Genomic DNA, 15,601 nt, shown 5'->3' on the forward strand with positions numbered 1-15,601 from the left:
GGGGGTCTGGGTGAAAATTTGGCCGCTGGATCCACCCCCCCCGCACCCCTTGCACACCTGGGGGGGCCCCCCCCCGCGCGGCGCCCCCCCCCACACTCGTGTGGGAGCTGCGGGCCCTACCGGCCCGACGCGCTCGGCGACGGCTTGGCCCCCTTCTTCAGGAACCCCATGTCCTGGTAGACCGGCGTCTGGAACCCGAACGCCCCGACGTTCACCAGACCCTTCCGGGCCCCCACGATCTGCGGCCGCTGGTACAGCGGCAGCGACCCGGCCGACGCCCAGATCCGCGAGTCCGCCTTCCGCAGCAGCCCGTCCGCCTCGTCCTCGTCCAGCGCCCCGAGCGCCTGGTCGAAGAGCTGGTCGACCTGGTCGGTGCCCACCCTCGTGTAGTTCTGCTCGACGTTCAGCGACCCGTCGGCGGCCGGCACCGGCTTCGCGTAGATCGGCCGTGCGTCCGTCGCCGGGAACGCGGACGACGGCCACGAGTACAGGGCGAGGTCGTACTGCCCGGACGCGATGTGGTCCTTGAAGTAGCTCTCGTCGGAGACCTTGGTGATCTCGGTCTGGATCCCGACCGTCGCCAGCATCTGCCGGATCCGCTCGGCGACGTCCTGGAGCGTCTCCGACCCCGGCCCCGACGGCAGCACGAACCGCAGGCTCAGCGCCTTGCCGTCCTTGGCCAGCGGCGCGGACGCGGCCTGGGCCCCCTTGGGTGCGGCCGTGCCCTTCGGCGCGTACGCCCCGGGTGCCCCGTGGGCGTGGTCCTTCTGGTGGTCGCGGGTGTCCTTGTCGTCGGGGCTCTTGCCGTCGGGGCCCTTGTCGTCCTCACCGACGATGTACTGCCCGTCGCTCCCGCCCCCGGAGTCGTCGCCCTTGTCTCCCTTGTCTCCCTTGTCGCCCTTTTCTCCCTTGCCCGTCTTGCCGCCGTTCCCGGTCTGCGCGCCTGCCGCCTTGTCCCCGGCCTTGATCGGACCGCCGGCCACCCATCCCGCGTCGGCGAGCAGCGCCTGCGCCTCGTGGGTGTCGAGGCCGCCGATCGACCCGCTGCTGTCGGCGTAGGCGGCCTGCCCGGACAGGGCGAGGTGGCTGCCGACCGGTACCGCGGGCAGCCCCAGCGGGGTGAGCACCAGCTTGGCCAGGGTCTGGCGGTCGAGGGCCCGGGCGACGGCCCGGCGCACCCGCTCGTCGGCGAGCGGGCCCTCGGAGCCGTTCAGGGCGAGCTGTGTGTAGGCGGGCTCCAGGGACTTGCGGACGTCGAAGTCCCGCAGCTCCTGCTGCTGCTCCAGCCACTTGGCGATGGTCTTGCGGAGCTTCTTCGGCCCCTTGGGCAGCTTCTCCTCGTCCATGCCGAGGGTGAGCGCCCAGGAGCGCAGCTTCTTCGCGGAGGTCTTCCCGGCGCCCTGCAACGGCGTGCCGGTGCCCTTGTCCCGCCCGGCGATGATGATCCGCTGGGCCTCGGAGGCGTCGATGTCGGCGACGTCGACCGTGCCGGCGGCGAGCGAGGTGGCCCGCTTCTCCCGGTCCACGGCGTGCAGGTCGATCTCGTCGAGCTTGGCCGGGCGGCCCCACCAGCGCGGGTTGCGGGTGAGGACCACGTCCTTCTTGACGGTGTCGACCTTGTCGACCTTGAAGGGTCCCGCGGTGACCGTGAGCTTGCGGCGGGCGCCGTCGTTGAAGGCGTCCGGGGTGCCCATGACCTCCTTGGGGTAGAGCGGCGAGAACAGCGATTTCCAGTCGGCGTAAGGCCGCTCGAAGGTGACCCGGACCTCCAGGTCGTTGGCGCCGCGCTCGATCTTGCCGATGCGGTCGTAGCCGGCGTTGCGGGCGGTCCAGTAGGCGGAGTCCTTGCCGGACAGGGCGCGCCACTGGGCGGCGAAGTCGGCGGCGCCGATCTCCCGGCCGTCGCTCCAGACGGCCTGCTGGTTGAGCTTGTAGAGGACGACCTGGCGCGGCTCGGTCTCGATGACCTTCGCGGACTCCAGGTAGTCGGGATCACGGACCGGACGGCCGGTGGCGTCGATGGTGAACATCGACGGCAGAACGGCCTGGGCGACCCGGGTGGTGCCCGCGTCGGCGTCGGCCTGGAAGGTGTTGAGGGTCTCCGGTACGGCGTCCACGGCCCACTTCAGGGTGCCGCCCTCGGCTACCGCGTCACGGGCGGCCGCCGCGATGTCCTGTCCGGCCAGCGGCTTGCTCCCCTCGTCGTCGGAGCCGCAGCCCGCGAGAAAGGGCACCGCGAGGGCGCCCGCGGTCAGGAACGTGACGGAGCGCATGACCGCACTGCGGCCAGCCCTGGGTCCGACGCCGTGGTGAGACATCTCTGCTACCTCCGGGAGGCCCGGTGACACGGGTGGGGTCTGTACACATTTGGGGGTATTTTGGAGTTGATCACATGTAAGAAGTACGGACCCCACTGAAATGGACGGGGTCCGTCGGCCGGGGACGACACGGCGGCGGGGGCTGCCAAAGCCCACCCGTGCGGCGCAACGCCCACCCGGGCGGCGCACGGGGCGGCAACCCTCGCGGCGGCGCCCGCCCCCGGCGCACACAGAGCGCGTGCGGGCGTGCGACGGAGGCGCGCAATCCGCCAATCGCTGCACATGCCTTCACATCAGCAGGTGTGACGCGCAACACTCGCAGGCGCATGAACGTTGCCGCCTTGGACACCGAAGTCCGCGGAAGTGAGGTCACGTCATGTCCGTGCACGACGACCTGACGTCAGTACAGCGCTGCCTTGACGACCTGAACCGGTCCGTCGGCCGCCTGGAGCAGCAGCTCGGGAGCGGCGGACTGGAGATGCGCCGCGTCCGTGCCGACGCCGATCACCTGCGCGAGAGCGTGGCACTGCTGCGGGAGGCGGCCAACACCGGCGCCCCGAGCAAGCGTCCCGAACTCGTCACCATCTCCGACGACCCGTACGACATCAACCTGTGGACGGACACGGACGACGAGGGTCTCGGCGCCCGCGACCGGCGCGCACCGTAGCCGGGCTGCCCGCAGGCCCCCGACCCCCGAACCGACCGGAGTCATCCATTGGCCACTGGTACGGAACCACATCCGAACAGCGGCGGCGTACGCACCCGTACGCGCGCCGCGATCTCCGCCCCGCACCTGCGGACCGACCGCTGGTGGCTGGCACCCGCCGTCACCGCGGCCGGTCTGTTCGCGTTCGTCGTCTACTCGACGTGGCGGGCCTTCTCGAACGCGCACTACTACTCGGCGCCGTACGTCTCGCCGTTCTACTCGCCGTGTCTGGCCGAGAACTGCAAGACCATGCCGTCCGGCCCGAACGCCGACCTCTTCGGCAGCTGGTGGGCGATCTCCCCGGCGATCATCATCCTGATCTTCCCGCTGGGCTTCCGGCTGACCTGCTACTACTACCGCAAGGCGTACTACCGCAGCTTCTGGGCGTCCCCGCCGGCGTGCGCGGTGGCCGAGCCGCACGCGAAGTACACCGGTGAGACCCGCTTCCCGCTGATCCTGCAGAACGTCCACCGGTACTTCTTCTACTTCGCCCTGCTGGTCGCCGGCGTGCTGACCTACGACACGGTGCTGTCCTTCCGGGACACCCACGAGAACTGGGGCCACATGGGCCTCGGCACCCTCGTCTTCGTGGTCAACATCGTGCTGATCTGGGCGTACACGCTGTCCTGCCACTCCTGCCGGCACATCGTCGGCGGCAAGCTCAAGCACTTCTCCAAACACCCCGTGCGCTACAAGGCGTGGCAGCTCGTCGGCCGGCTCAACGCCCGCCACATGCAGCTGGCCTGGGCGTCGTTGGTGAGCGTGGCGCTCGCCGACTTCTACGTCTATCTGCTCGCGTCCGGTGTCTTCGACGATCCGAGGTTTTTCTGATGGCAGCGGTGGAGCGGCAGCAGTGGGACGTCGTGGTCGTCGGCGCCGGCGGGGCCGGACTGCGCGCCGCGATCGAAGCGCGCGAGCGGGGCGCCCGTACGGCGGTGATCTGCAAGTCGCTGTTCGGGAAGGCGCACACGGTGATGGCCGAGGGCGGTATCGCGGCGGCCATGGCCAATGTCAACGAGCACGACAACTGGCAGGTCCACTTCCGCGACACCCTGCGCGGCGGCAAGTTCCTCAACCAGTGGCGGATGGCCGAGCTGCACGCCAAGGAGGCCCCGGACCGGGTCTGGGAGCTGGAGACCTGGGGCGCCCTGTTCGACCGTACGAAGGACGGGAAGATCTCCCAGCGCAACTTCGGCGGCCACGAGTACCCGCGCCTGGCCCATGTCGGCGACCGCACCGGCCTCGAACTGATCCGGACCCTGCAGCAGAAGATCGTCTCCCTCCAGCAGGAGGACCAGAAGGAGACCGGCGACTACGAGTCCCGCCTGAAGGTCTTCCAGGAGTGCACGGTCACCCGGATCCTCAAAGACGGCAGCCGGGTGTCGGGCGTCTTCGCGTACGAGCGTGAGTCCGGCCGTTTCTTCGTCCTGGAAGCGCCCGCCGTGGTGGTCGCTACCGGCGGCATCGGCAAGTCTTTCAAGGTGACGTCGAACTCGTGGGAGTACACCGGCGACGGGAACGCGCTCGCCCTGCTGGCCGGGGCTCCCCTGCTCAACATGGAGTTCGTGCAGTTCCACCCGACGGGCATGGTCTGGCCGCCGTCGGTGAAGGGGATCCTGGTCACGGAGTCGGTGCGCGGCGACGGAGGGGTGCTGCGCAACTCCGAGGGCAAGCGGTTCATGTTCGACTACGTCCCGGACGTCTTCAAGGAGAAGTACGCCGAGTCCGAGGAGGAGGGCGACCGCTGGTACGAGGACCCGGACCACAACCGGCGCCCGCCCGAACTGCTCCCCCGCGACGAGGTGGCCCGGGCCATCAACTCCGAGGTGAAGGCCGGCCGCGGCTCCCCGCACGGCGGGGTCTTCCTGGACGTGTCGACACGGATGCCGGCCGAGGTGATCCGGCGCCGGCTGCCCTCCATGTACCACCAGTTCAAGGAGCTGGCGGACGTCGACATCACAGCGGAGGCGATGGAGGTCGGGCCGACCTGCCACTACGTGATGGGCGGGGTCGCGGTGGACTCCGACACGGCGGCCGCGCGGGGGGTGCCCGGGCTGTTCGCGGCCGGTGAGGTGGCCGGCGGGATGCACGGCTCCAACCGGCTCGGCGGCAACTCGCTCTCCGACCTGCTGGTGTTCGGGCGCCGGGCGGGCTGGCACGCGGCCGACTACGCGGCCGGCCTCGCCGCCCGGCCGGAAATGGACGACGAGCAGATCGACGCGGCGGCGGCGGAGGCGCTGCGGCCCTTCTCCGCCGAGGGCCAGGAACCGGACTCCGGCCCGCCGGAGAACCCGTACACCCTCCACCAGGAGCTCCAGCAGTCCATGAACGACCTGGTCGGCATCATCCGCCGGGAGGGCGAGATGGAGCAGGCCCTGGAGCGGCTCGGCGCACTGCGGGTACGGGCGCGCCGGGCCGGGGTGGAGGGGCACCGCCAGTTCAACCCGGGCTGGCACCTGGCCCTGGACCTGCGGAACATGCTGCTGGTCAGCGAGTGCGTGGCCCGGGCGGCCCTGGAGCGCACCGAGTCGCGCGGCGGGCACACCCGCGAGGACCATCCGACGATGGACCGCGACTGGCGCCGGATCAACCTGCTCTGCCGACTGGCCGACCCCACGGGCGGGCTGGCGGCCACCGACCCGGTGCGCGGCCAGATCACCCTCACCCGCGAGACCACCGACCCCATCCGCGCCGACCTGCTCTCCCTCTTCGAGAAGGAGGAGCTGGTCAAGTACCTCGCCGAAGAGGAGCTGTACGAATGAGCGGCTACACGGCCCACTTCAGGGTGTGGCGAGGCGACGTCGAGGGCGGCGGCCTGGAGGACTTCAAGGTCGAGGTGAACGAGGGCGAGGTGGTCCTGGACATCATCCACCGCATCCAGGCCACCCAGGCCCCCGACCTGGCGGTCCGCTGGAACTGCAAGGCGGGCAAGTGCGGTTCGTGCTCGGCGGAGATCAACGGCCGCCCGCGCCTGATGTGCATGACCCGGATGTCGGTCTTCGAACCGGACGAGACCCTCACGGTGACCCCGCTGCGCGCCTTCCCGGTGATCCGCGACCTGGTCACGGACGTCGGCTTCAACTACCAGAAGGCCAGGGAGGTCCCGGCGTTCGTACCGCCCGCCGGAGTCGGCCCCGGCGAGTACCGGATGTTCCAGGAGGACGTGGACCGCTCCCAGGAGTTCCGCAAGTGCATCGAGTGCTTCCTGTGCCAGGACACCTGCCATGTGGTCCGCGACCACGAGGAGAACAAGACGGCGTTCGCCGGGCCGCGTTTCCTGATGCGGGTCGCCGAGCTGGACATGCACCCGCTGGACGCGGCCGAGGCGTCCGGCCTGGACCGCAAGCGCACGGCCCAGGACGAACACGGTCTCGGCTACTGCAACATCACCAAGTGCTGCACGGAGGTGTGCCCCGAGGGCATCCACATCACCGACAACGCACTGATCCCCCTGAAGGAGCGGGCCGTGGACCGCAAGTACGACCCGCTGGTGTGGCTCGGCTCGAAGATCAGGAGGCGCCCCGCAGGAGGCTGAGCGCCTGCCGGAGGTTGAACTCGGCGATTTCCCGCATCGGTTCACGCTCCGGGAAGTCGCCGTCCAGCAGCCTGAGCGGCCCGGCGACGAGGTTGAGGTGCATCGCGAGCCGGTACAGCCCCATGCGGTCCTCGTCGAGGTCGGCGGTGCGCAGCACGTCGTAGGCGGGCCCGAATCGGTGCTGGAGGAAGACGTGCTCCCACTCGGCGTCGAAGTACATCAGGCCTTCGATGTCGATGAGCGCGGGATCGCCGTCCTCGGTCACCAGGACGTGGTCCGGGCCCAGTTCGCCGTGGACCAGGGAGACGTGGTCGCGCGGCTCGATCGCGTCGTAGAGCTGCCGGACCCGCTCCGACAGCGCCTGGCGGACCTCCCGCACCCGGGGGTCCCGCTCGGCGACCTCCACGATGTCGTGCACGGCGCGGTCCGCGACCACCTGCTCGCAGGAGCTGCCGAGCGGCTTGCCGCCCTCCTCCACCAGGGCGGCCTTGCCGTACCCGGGGGACACACACTCCCGGAGCACGCTGAGCGCCCCGGCCAGCCGGGCCAGCGGCACCCGGGCCGCGCCGGGGTCGCTGCGCAGCAGCACCTCCAGGCTGCCGCCGCGGACGTCCTCGACGACCGCCGCGTACGAGGGCAGGTGCTCGGCCTCCTCGTCGGCGAACAGCAGACGCGGGGTGCGCACACCCAGCTCGGTCAGCCGGTCGTGGGCCGACAGGAAGAGACCGAGCCCGGAGGCGTGCGCGAAGGGGTCGCGGATGTCGGCGTCGGCGGGACCCCAGTAGTCCTCGTCCGGGGACCAGACGTAGGCGATCGCGGTCCTGCCGTTGTCGAGGGCGAGCCGGTAGACGCCTTTCTTGGAGCCACCGCGCAGCCGGGTGACGGTGGCGGGGGCACGGCCGAGGGCCTCGCGGGCGAGCGGTGCGAGGTCGTCACGGGTGAGGTGGGCACGAGCGGTTGTCATGACGTACGGACCCAGTCCTTCCGATAAGAGGTCCAGTCATCCTCGGTGGCGGCGAAGTCGACGTACAGGGCGACGCCGAAGTTAGCGCGATCCGCGTCCGTGCGGGACAGTCCCAGCCGAACCCCTCGCACGGCTGCCGGTACGGTCTCCGCGTGCGCCCAGTGGCCGAAACGGTTCTCGTGGTAGAAGGGCAGACCCATCAGGAGGTCGGTGTCCGCCGGGGTGACCTCCAGCGCAAGGCTGGTCTGCTGCGCGACGTACCCGCCGTACAGGCTCTGCAGCGGCTGCATGGTGTCGTACGACATCACCGCGATCTGGTCCACCCGGCGGGCGACTTGCCCGAAATACTCCTGTGACCACCATTTGGGATGGCCGGTGACAGTACCCCAGAAGGAGTGAAAATCGGGGAGCGGATCGATCTGGTGTGCGGCGACGGACAGCAGCGGGGTCACCGGCCGCAGCGCGTCGAGGAGAGCCAGGTAGTTCCGGTCGCCGGAGTGCAGGGGCTCCAGGTCGAAGTGGACTCCGTCGAAGCCGGCGGCGATCACCTGCCGGGCCGAGGCGACGACGGCCGCACGCGTCTCCCTCTTCTCCAGATGCATGGCGTACGGCTTCTCGGGCGCGATCTCGTCCCCGAGCCAGGCCTGGACACGGACGCCGGGGAGTTTTCGATGCACTGCCGTTATCAGCCAACGGGCCTTGGGATAGTCCGTTCTGGGCAGCGTGCCGTTGTGTTCCAGTGGTCCGGCATGGACGTAGAGGTCGCGTATACCGGTGTCCACGAGCCGGGCGGCGAGGGCGGTGACGTCGGCGTCGGTCTTACGGCCGTCGACCCAGGCGTGCCCGAGCCAGATGACGTCCTTGTCCCGGGTGTGGGTGCCGGGCCTCGGGTCGCCGGTGTAGTTGACGCGGAGGGCGGTCTCGGCGGTGACGAGAGGGAGGACCAGGAGCAGAACGGCGGCGAGCCCGATTCGCCGGGCCCAGCGGACCCAGGAGGCTCTCTTCCGGGTGCCGGGCACCTCCGGCGCACCCTCACCTTCCCTCTCCTCTTCCCTTCCCCCGTCTTCCTCCCCCTTCGACTCTGATTCCGCTGCCATCGGTCGCCCCCCTCTTCTCGTCGTCCCCCAGCCGTCCCCGCCCCGGTCGCGAGTCCGAGTTGCTGCCCATACGCTCCGAAATGTGACGTCATCCTTGATCCGGGGCCGTCCGAGGCACGCCACCGGCCACATAGGTGTGCGGGTGGGGCATGCCGTGCTGGGCGGGGTGGCCGGAGCGGTCTGGCTGGTGTTGCCGGTGATGACGACCACCACTCAAGATCCGGTTCCCGCGGCGGCGCGCGAGCCGGTCGCCGCGGCCCGGGCGGACGGGGCGTCCACCGCCGACTACGTCATGCCGCTGGTCGCGGTGGCGGCCGCCGGTGCGCTGGGCGGCTACGGGTACGTACGGCGGGTACGGCGGTCCCGCTCGCGGACCACCCCCGGGATCGTCTCCGCCGCCCCGCCGAGGCCGTCGCCGGTCGATCTCGAGCGGCAGGCGCGGGCCGCCCTGGTCCTGGCCGACGACTGCGTCCGCACCAGCCGGGAGGCGCTCGGGTACGTCGACGGCGGCGACTCCGTCGCAGGGGCCCTGCGGGCGGCCGAGACCGAACTGTCGGCGGCGTTCGCGATATGGCGGCGGTACGAGGAGGGGATACCCGGGGACGACACCGGCCGGCGGCAGGCGCTGGTCGGGGTGGTGGGGCGGTGTGCGGAGGCGGGGCGGCAACTGGACGCGGCGGCTGAGGGGTTCGACGCCGAGTGGGGTGCGGGGGACGCGCTGGCGGTGGCCGAGGGGCGGTTCCGGGAACTGGCCGCGGGCACGGGCGGGGGGGCGGGTGCGCTGACGGAGGCCGGCGAGCGGTACGGGAACGGGGCCGCGGCCGCCGTGGTGGGGTACGTCGAACAGGCCAAGGACCGGCTGGTGTTCGCGACCGGACGGCTCAACCAGGCCCGCCAGGACGCCGACTCGGGCGACGGCGACGGGTTCCGCCGTGGCGTGCGTGCCGCCGAGGGGGCGGTGGCGCAGGCCGGGGTGCTGCTGGGCGGGGTGGCCCGGCTCGCGGCGGAACTGCGGACGGCGGCGGGCCTGGTGCCGGCCGCGCTCACGGGCGCGGAGGCGGAACTGGTGGGCGTCCGGGCAGCCGCCTCGCCGTCGCGCCTGGCCCACGCCGACACCGTGCTGGCCGCGGTGCGGGACGAGGTGACCGGCGGCCCGTACGACGCGCTGGACGCCCTGCGCCGGATCGTACGGGCGGTGGAGGGCGCCGGGGGCGGGCGGTCCGGGGTGATCGCCGCCGGGGCGGAGCTGGTGGCGCGGAGCGCGCTGGGTGCGGCGGACGACTTCGTGGGCGTGCATCGGGGGGCGGTGGGGGCGGAGGCGCGGGCGCTGCTGGCGGAGGCGCGGCGGGCCGCGCCCGCGGACGCGGACCGGCTGGCACGGCGGGCCCGGGAGCTGGCGGGGCGGGACGTACGCGTCCATGGCAACCCGTACGCCGGGGAGGCGGCCCACGAGAGCGGGCTCGCGGGGGCGGTGCTGGGGGGTGTGCTGCTCGGCGAGGAAGGGGACGGGGGGCCGGTGGTGGCGTTCGGCGGCCCGGAGACACGGACGCGGTTGGGCTGACGCCCACGGGGGTGCCACGACCGGCCGTCGGGCGCCTACGGGCCCGTGGGGGCGAGCAACCACGACGGCGCCGCACGGGGCGAACCCGCCGCAACCCCGTCAGGGGCGCGGGGAACTGCGCGACCAGCCCCCGCGGCGCCGCACGGGCGCTAGGGACGCGGGGCCGCCGTGACGGTGCCGTGCTCTTAGGCGGTCGGTGTCGTCCCTCTCAGAACAGGCTGAGCAGAGCCTCCGCGGGGTCCGTCAGGCCCGTCTCGCCGTCCGGCAGGGGGAGTTCGAACCACACGGTCTTCCCGCGTGGCGTCCGGCGCGAGCCCCACGCCGCGCTCAGCAGCCCGACCAGTTGGAGACCCCGGCCGCCCTCGTCGGTGTCGCGGGCGCGCCGGCGCCTCGGCTGGACCAGGCCGGAGTCCCAGACCTCGCAGACCAGGGTCCGGTCGAGCAGCAGCCGCAGCCGGATCTCGCCCTCTCCGTACCGCAGCGCGTTGGTGACCAGCTCGCTGACCAGTAGCTCCGCCGTGTCGACCAGCGGCTCCAGGTCCCAGCTGAGCAGCTGGCCGCGCGCGTACTCACGGGCCCGGCCCACACTGCGCGGCTCGCGCGGCAGCGTCCAGTCGCCGACCGACTCGGCCGGCAGCCCCTGTACACGTGCCATCAGCAACGCGATGTCGTCCTCGCCGTGGTGCGTGTCGAGGGTGTTCAGAACGTGGTCGCAGACGTCCTCAAGGGGTTGGGAGGGGTCCGTGAGCGCCCCCACGAAGGCCTGGAGCCCCTCGTCGAGGGGATGGTCGCGGGACTCGACCAGGCCGTCCGTGTAGAGGGCGAGCAGCGCACCCTCGGGGAGTTCGACCTCGACCTCCTCGAAGGGCTCGCCGCCGACGCCGAGCGGCATGCCGGGCGGCACGTCGAGCATCAGCGCGTCCTCGCCCGGTTCCACGAGCACCGGTGGCAGGTGGCCGGCGTTGGCGAACGTACAGCGCCTGGTGACGGAGTCGTAGACGGCGTACACGCAGGTCGCGAGGTAGACCTCGGAGAGGTCGGCGTCGCGGGGCTGGCGGGCCGTGCGGGTGGCCTGCTGGACTCCGCCGGGGGTGCCGAGGCCGCGGGCGATCTCGTCCAGCGCGGAGAGCACCTCGGCGGGTTCGAGATCGAGAAGGGCCAGCGTACGGACCGCCGTGCGGAGTTCACCCATCGCGACCGCCGCGCGCAGCCCTCGGCCCATCACGTCGCCGACCACCAGCGCCGTGCGGTGGCCGGGGAGTTCGATGACGTCGAACCAGTCGCCGCCGACCTCGGTCGCCGCGTTGCCGGGCAGGTAGCGGCACGCGATGTCCAGCCCGGACGCCTCGGGGTCACCGGGCGGGAGCAGGGACCGTTGCAGTATCAACGCGCGTTCGTGCTCACGTCGGTAAAGGCGCGCGTTGTCGATGCAGACGGCGGCGCGGGCGGCCAGCTCGACGGCCAGCTCGCGGTCGCGGTCGCCGAACGGCTCGCTGCCCTTGGTTCGGGCGAACTGGGCGAGGCCGACGACCGTGTCGTGGGCGACCATCGGGACCGCGAGGGTGGACTGGACGAGGCCGCCCTCCTCGGCCGGCACCTGCTGCGGGCGGGCGGTGCGCAGGGCGTCCGCACAGGGCGAGTTGAAGGGGTAGTGGTGGACCGCGCCGACGGCGACCGGGGCACCGCCGCCCACGAAGGGCGCGTCGGAGACCGCACTGGCGAACGCGACCCGGCGCAGCTCCGCACTGCCGTCGGAGAGCCCCGGCGGGCGCTCGTCGCCCGCCAGCAGACCCTGGTAGAGGTCGACGGTGGCGAGGTCGCAGAAGCCGGGCACGACCACGTCGAGGAGTTCGCGGGCGGTGGTCTCCAGGTCGAGGGAGTTGCCGATCCGGGCGCCGGCCTCGTTGAGGAGGGCGAGATTCCGCCGGGCCGCGGCGGCCTCGCGGGCGGCGGCGCGGCGGGCGGTGATGTCCAGGCCGAGCCAGGCGATGCCGATGGGGCGGCCGGTGCCGCTGTGCACCCGGTAGAGGTTGATGGACCAGTGCCGGCGCTCCTCGGAGCCCGGCACGAATCCGGTGACGTGCATGTCCGTGATGGAGTTGCCGGTCTCCAGGACCCGCCGCAGGGTGGCCGCGACCCGCTCGGCCTCCGAGCGCGGCAGATAGTCGTGGACGCCCTTGCCGCGGTGGTCGTCGGGGCTGCCGCCGAAGATGGAGGAGAACCGTACGTTGGCGCGGCGGATCCGCAGGTCGGGGTCGATCAGCAGGAAGCCGAACGGAGATTGACCGAATATCGACTGCGAGGCGGCGAGGTCGGTCTCGATGCTGCGTAGGGTGCGGACGTCGACCACTATGCACACGGCCGCGTTCTCGCCCTCGGCGGTGCGGGTGGGCATGACGTAGACCTCGGCGAGTCCCTCCTCACCGCGCTCGCCGTCCGCCGTGTCGGGCATCCGGAAGGGGACCACACCGGTCCACTCCCGCCCGTCCAGGATCTCGGCCATCTTCCGCTGGCCGCGCTCGCGCAGGTCCGGGTCGACGAACGCCTCGATGGGGTCCATGCCGACGGCGCGCTCCGCGGGGATGCCGAAGATCTGCTCGGCGCGCAGGCTCCACTGGTCGACCAGGCCGCCGGCGCCGATGGAGAACGAGGCGACCTTGATGTAGTCGTAGATCGAGCCGGGTGGGCTGCTCTGCCACATGGCGTCGCCGGGGGCCGCGGCTGTCTCCGCGGTCCCCGCCCTCGCACCGTCCGACGGGTCCTCGGACTCCGTGGCCTTAGCTGGTATCTCGCTCACGCGAACCGTCCCCTCCAGCTCACCGCGCCCGGCACCGGTCACCGGGGGCGGCTGCCCGCAGTATCCAGCACTACGGTGCCGCCTGACACGGTGTTCACGATCACAGCACGGTCCCGACGTTTTCCGGACCGGACCGTGACAACACTTCCAGTCTTCTAACCAGGGAACACGCCGTCGAATCACGCGCTCCGGCACCCATTCCCCGGCCACTCCCGAGAGTGGACGCCGTAGCACTGCGTGTACACCCCGTTCACCCCGTCCGGTCGGGTATCGCCAGCTCGAACCAGACCGTCTTGCCGGTGTCGCCGGGCCGGGTACCCCAGCTCCGCGAGGAGCCGGCGACCAGTTGGAGACCGCGGCCGCTCTCGTCGTCGGGGCTGGCGGCGCGCTCGCGGGGCGGGTCCGGGAGCGGGTCGGAGACCTCCACCCGGAGGGTGTGGTCGAGGTCCGCGGGGCGGACCAGGCGGACGCCGATGGGGCCGGTGGCGTGCCGGAGCGAGTTGGTGACCAGCTCGCTGACCAGCAGGGCGGTGATGTCGGCGAGGCCGTCGAGGCCCCAGCCTGTCAGTTGGTGACGGACCGCGGTCCGGGCGGTGCGCACGGCGCCCGGTTCCGCGGGAAAGGTCCACTCGGCGGTCTCACCTTCGGTGTCGATCACACCGATCACTTCCCAGTCACATCGCTGGCCGCGAGCCCACCCATGTCCGGTTTCGTGGGGTTAATGGGCACATACCCGGATACCAGGAGTCAGTACCGCGTGAGAGGGCGCACTGTGGCCCGAACGGCGCACAGAAAGAGGGCCGAGCGCCCAGGGGGTAGGGGGTGCGGGCGTCGGGCGGCTGCGGCGCCGTCGTGGCTGGTCGCGCCCACGCGGCGGTAGCCGCATATTCAACGCAGCCCCGCACCCCCGGTGGAACCGGGGCTACGCCCCGAGTTCCACCATCGCGGCAACCTCACGTACCGCCTGTACGTCCTGGTCCAGCCAGTTCACGTCCCAGAGCTCGTCCATGGTCAGCCACCTCAGCTCGTCGTGGTCCTGGAGGGACTTCGGGGCGGGGGAACCCGGGCGCAGGGCGGCCGTCCACACCTGGAGGGCGTACGGCTCCCGCAACGGCCACTCGCCCGGCACCCGCGTCAGCGGCTCCGCCGCCACGCCCAGCTCCTCGTGCAGTTCGCGCACCAGGGCCTGTTCGGGGGTCTCGCCGGGCTCGACCTTGCCGCCGGGCAGTTCCCAGCGGCCGGCCAGTTCCGGGGGTGCACTGCGGCGGGCCGCGAGCAGGCGGCCGGCGTCGAGCAGGGCGGCTCCGACCACCACGATCCGTTCGCTCATGGCCCGGAGCCTACGGGAGGCGGTGCGCGGTCAGTTGCGCGTGCTGTCCCCGCCGCCACCGCCGAGGCCGATGCGCTCGACCCAGTAGAGCTGCTTGTGTCCGCGGTCGTCGAGACTGTCGGCGATCTTCTGCGCCTCGGCCCGGGTCGCGTACCGGCCGACGCGATAGCGATTGCCGCTGTCGTCCTGCCGTATGACGAGCCAGGGGAGAGAGACCGTGCCTTCCGTCATCGCGCCCCTCCGTTTCTCCCGGCTCCCGCCCATCCCCGCCCCGCTAAGGAAACCGCACTCCGCATATGCCCGAGCGTACGCCTAACCTTTACGCAGCGAATACGGCTTTTCACAAAGAGGTACGCAACCAGCCAGAAGGGTGGGGGCGCACGATGACGAATGCGCCGTTCGCGCACCCGGCACTTCGAGTCGGAGACATACCGCGGACAGCCCGACCCACCTGCAAGAACGGCCGGATCGCAGCGGCCGGGTCCAGGCCCCGACAGAGGCCGTGCAGACGTCAACTATCGCAAGGGTGTGCGCTACTTCACGGGCAGGTGGTACGCGGCTCGGTACCGGTCGGCCGGGATGACGACGTCAGCGGTCTCCACCGGGCGGCCCGAGGCGTAGTACGTCCGCTGGATCACCAGGACCACATGGCCGGGGACACCACCCAGGGTGAGCAGTTCCTCGGCGAGGCCGGGGCGGGCGCCGACCTCCTCGGTGACGTTGTCCACGATGACGTCGATGGCCCGCATCCGCTCGACCACGCCCATGCCCCCGAGGGGGCCCTCCTCGGGCAGCATCACCGGGGTGCGGCCGGTGACGGCGAGGGGCTCCCAGGAGGTGGAGAGCATCATCGGCTCGCCCGCGTCCCGGAAGAGGTACCGGGTGCGCATCACACGGTCGCCGACGTGGATACCGAGCCGGTCGGCGATCACGGCGCCGGCCTCGGCCTGCTCGCTGCTGGACTCCCAGGTGCCGCGTGCGGCCGCCTCGGTCTGCTCCTGCCGGAACGGGGTGGCGCCGCCGACCGGGCGGAACCCGGAGCGGGCCACCCGCCGGGGTACCGGCCGCTCCCGCACATAGGTCCCGGAGCCGGAGCGGCCCTCGACCAGCCCCTCGGCCATCAGCACCTTGCGGGCCTCCAGGGCGACGGTGTCGGAGACGCCGTACTCCTCGCGGATGCGGGCCTGGGAGGGGAGCCGGGTGTGCGGGGGCAGCGAACCGTCGACGATCTTCTTACGGAGATCACCCGCGACACGCAGATACGCCGGCTGCTCACCGAAAGTCACTGGCCGC

The 15,601-nt window shown here is 71.7% G+C and carries 13 protein-coding genes; 5 read left to right on the forward strand and 8 right to left on the reverse strand.

Going from position 1 to position 15,601, the window contains the following annotated elements; all coding sequences use genetic code 11:
• Nucleotides 1-116 precede the first annotated feature (116 nt).
• Entirely contained in the window at nucleotides 117-2,318 is a 2,202-nt protein-coding gene (locus ACWGJB_RS14520; RefSeq protein ID WP_453380488.1) for an ABC transporter family substrate-binding protein, read from the reverse strand.
• A gap of 376 nt (nucleotides 2,319-2,694) precedes the next feature.
• Between ACWGJB_RS14520 and ACWGJB_RS14525 the strand changes: the two genes are divergently transcribed.
• From ACWGJB_RS14525 to ACWGJB_RS14540, 4 genes are read left to right on the forward strand one after another with little or no spacing between them, the layout of a single operon-like run.
• Nucleotides 2,695-2,985 carry a hypothetical protein gene (locus ACWGJB_RS14525; protein WP_453380489.1) on the forward strand — a complete coding sequence of 97 codons (291 nt, stop codon included), beginning with the start codon at nucleotides 2,695-2,697 and terminating at the stop codon, nucleotides 2,983-2,985.
• Nucleotides 2,986-3,033: 48 nt separating this feature from the next.
• Nucleotides 3,034-3,855, forward strand: coding sequence for a hypothetical protein (locus ACWGJB_RS14530; protein ID WP_453380490.1), 822 nt, complete (start codon nucleotides 3,034-3,036; stop codon nucleotides 3,853-3,855).
• Nucleotides 3,855-5,786 carry a fumarate reductase/succinate dehydrogenase flavoprotein subunit gene (locus ACWGJB_RS14535; RefSeq protein ID WP_453380491.1) on the forward strand — a complete coding sequence of 644 codons (1,932 nt, stop codon included), beginning with the start codon at nucleotides 3,855-3,857 and terminating at the stop codon, nucleotides 5,784-5,786. The genes ACWGJB_RS14530 and ACWGJB_RS14535 overlap by 1 nt, the downstream gene beginning before the upstream one ends.
• Nucleotides 5,783-6,559: a succinate dehydrogenase/fumarate reductase iron-sulfur subunit gene (locus ACWGJB_RS14540; RefSeq protein ID WP_453380492.1), complete on the forward strand. Its 777-nt coding sequence runs from the start codon at nucleotides 5,783-5,785 to the stop codon at nucleotides 6,557-6,559. Before ACWGJB_RS14535 ends, ACWGJB_RS14540 begins: the two co-directional genes overlap by 4 nt.
• On the opposite strand, the gene ACWGJB_RS14545 is transcribed toward ACWGJB_RS14540, so the two are convergent.
• Together ACWGJB_RS14545 and ACWGJB_RS14550 are read right to left on the reverse strand one after the other, a co-directional pair.
• On the reverse strand, nucleotides 6,534-7,523 hold the full coding sequence (locus tag ACWGJB_RS14545) for a phosphotransferase family protein (RefSeq protein ID WP_453380493.1): 990 nt from the start codon (nucleotides 7,521-7,523) through the stop codon (nucleotides 6,534-6,536). The genes ACWGJB_RS14540 and ACWGJB_RS14545 overlap by 26 nt on opposite strands.
• A complete protein-coding gene (locus ACWGJB_RS14550; RefSeq protein ID WP_453380494.1) occupies nucleotides 7,520-8,620 on the reverse strand; it encodes a hypothetical protein in 1,101 nt (366 codons plus the stop codon). Before ACWGJB_RS14550 ends, ACWGJB_RS14545 begins: the two co-directional genes overlap by 4 nt.
• 82 nt (nucleotides 8,621-8,702) lie before the next feature.
• Here ACWGJB_RS14550 and ACWGJB_RS14555 point away from each other — a divergent pair, with 82 nt between their 5' ends.
• Nucleotides 8,703-10,181: a hypothetical protein gene (locus ACWGJB_RS14555; RefSeq protein ID WP_453380495.1), complete on the forward strand. Its 1,479-nt coding sequence runs from the start codon at nucleotides 8,703-8,705 to the stop codon at nucleotides 10,179-10,181.
• A gap of 208 nt (nucleotides 10,182-10,389) precedes the next feature.
• Here the strand turns inward: ACWGJB_RS14555 and ACWGJB_RS14560 are convergent, their stop codons facing one another.
• The 5 genes from ACWGJB_RS14560 to ACWGJB_RS14580 all read right to left on the reverse strand — a co-directional run bounded on the left by ACWGJB_RS14560 (nucleotide 10,390) and on the right by ACWGJB_RS14580 (nucleotide 15,594).
• Nucleotides 10,390-12,978: a SpoIIE family protein phosphatase gene (locus tag ACWGJB_RS14560; protein ID WP_453380496.1), complete on the reverse strand. Its 2,589-nt coding sequence runs from the start codon at nucleotides 12,976-12,978 to the stop codon at nucleotides 10,390-10,392.
• Nucleotides 12,979-13,228: 250 nt separating this feature from the next.
• Nucleotides 13,229-13,645 carry an ATP-binding protein gene (locus ACWGJB_RS14565; protein ID WP_453380497.1) on the reverse strand — a complete coding sequence of 139 codons (417 nt, stop codon included), beginning with the start codon at nucleotides 13,643-13,645 and terminating at the stop codon, nucleotides 13,229-13,231.
• A 255-nt stretch (nucleotides 13,646-13,900) separates the two neighbouring features.
• Complete coding sequence (locus tag ACWGJB_RS14570; RefSeq protein ID WP_453380498.1) at nucleotides 13,901-14,308, reverse strand: (deoxy)nucleoside triphosphate pyrophosphohydrolase; 408 nt, start codon at nucleotides 14,306-14,308, stop codon at nucleotides 13,901-13,903.
• Between the two features lie 30 nt (nucleotides 14,309-14,338).
• Entirely contained in the window at nucleotides 14,339-14,539 is a 201-nt protein-coding gene (locus tag ACWGJB_RS14575) for an SPOR domain-containing protein (RefSeq protein ID WP_453380499.1), read from the reverse strand.
• Between the two features lie 302 nt (nucleotides 14,540-14,841).
• A complete protein-coding gene (locus tag ACWGJB_RS14580; protein WP_351708743.1) occupies nucleotides 14,842-15,594 on the reverse strand; it encodes a GntR family transcriptional regulator in 753 nt (250 codons plus the stop codon).
• Nucleotides 15,595-15,601 lie beyond the last annotated feature (7 nt).

This window comes from Streptomyces sp. NPDC054813 (genome assembly GCF_053611365.1).

Excerpts from the sequence above, each read along its gene's own strand:
- ACWGJB_RS14520 (WP_453380488.1), bottom strand. The coding sequence starts at position 2,318 with ATGTCTCACCACGGCGTCGGACCCAGGGCTGGCCGCAGTGCGGTCATG.
- ACWGJB_RS14525 (WP_453380489.1), top strand. The coding sequence starts at position 2,695 with ATGTCCGTGCACGACGACCTGACGTCAGTACAGCGCTGCCTTGACGAC.
- ACWGJB_RS14570 (WP_453380498.1), bottom strand. The coding sequence starts at position 14,308 with ATGAGCGAACGGATCGTGGTGGTCGGAGCCGCCCTGCTCGACGCCGGC.
- ACWGJB_RS14540 (WP_453380492.1), top strand. The coding sequence starts at position 5,783 with ATGAGCGGCTACACGGCCCACTTCAGGGTGTGGCGAGGCGACGTCGAG.
- ACWGJB_RS14550 (WP_453380494.1), bottom strand. The coding sequence starts at position 8,620 with ATGGCAGCGGAATCAGAGTCGAAGGGGGAGGAAGACGGGGGAAGGGAA.
- ACWGJB_RS14575 (WP_453380499.1), bottom strand. The coding sequence starts at position 14,539 with ATGACGGAAGGCACGGTCTCTCTCCCCTGGCTCGTCATACGGCAGGAC.
- ACWGJB_RS14535 (WP_453380491.1), top strand. The coding sequence starts at position 3,855 with ATGGCAGCGGTGGAGCGGCAGCAGTGGGACGTCGTGGTCGTCGGCGCC.
- ACWGJB_RS14545 (WP_453380493.1), bottom strand. The coding sequence starts at position 7,523 with ATGACAACCGCTCGTGCCCACCTCACCCGTGACGACCTCGCACCGCTC.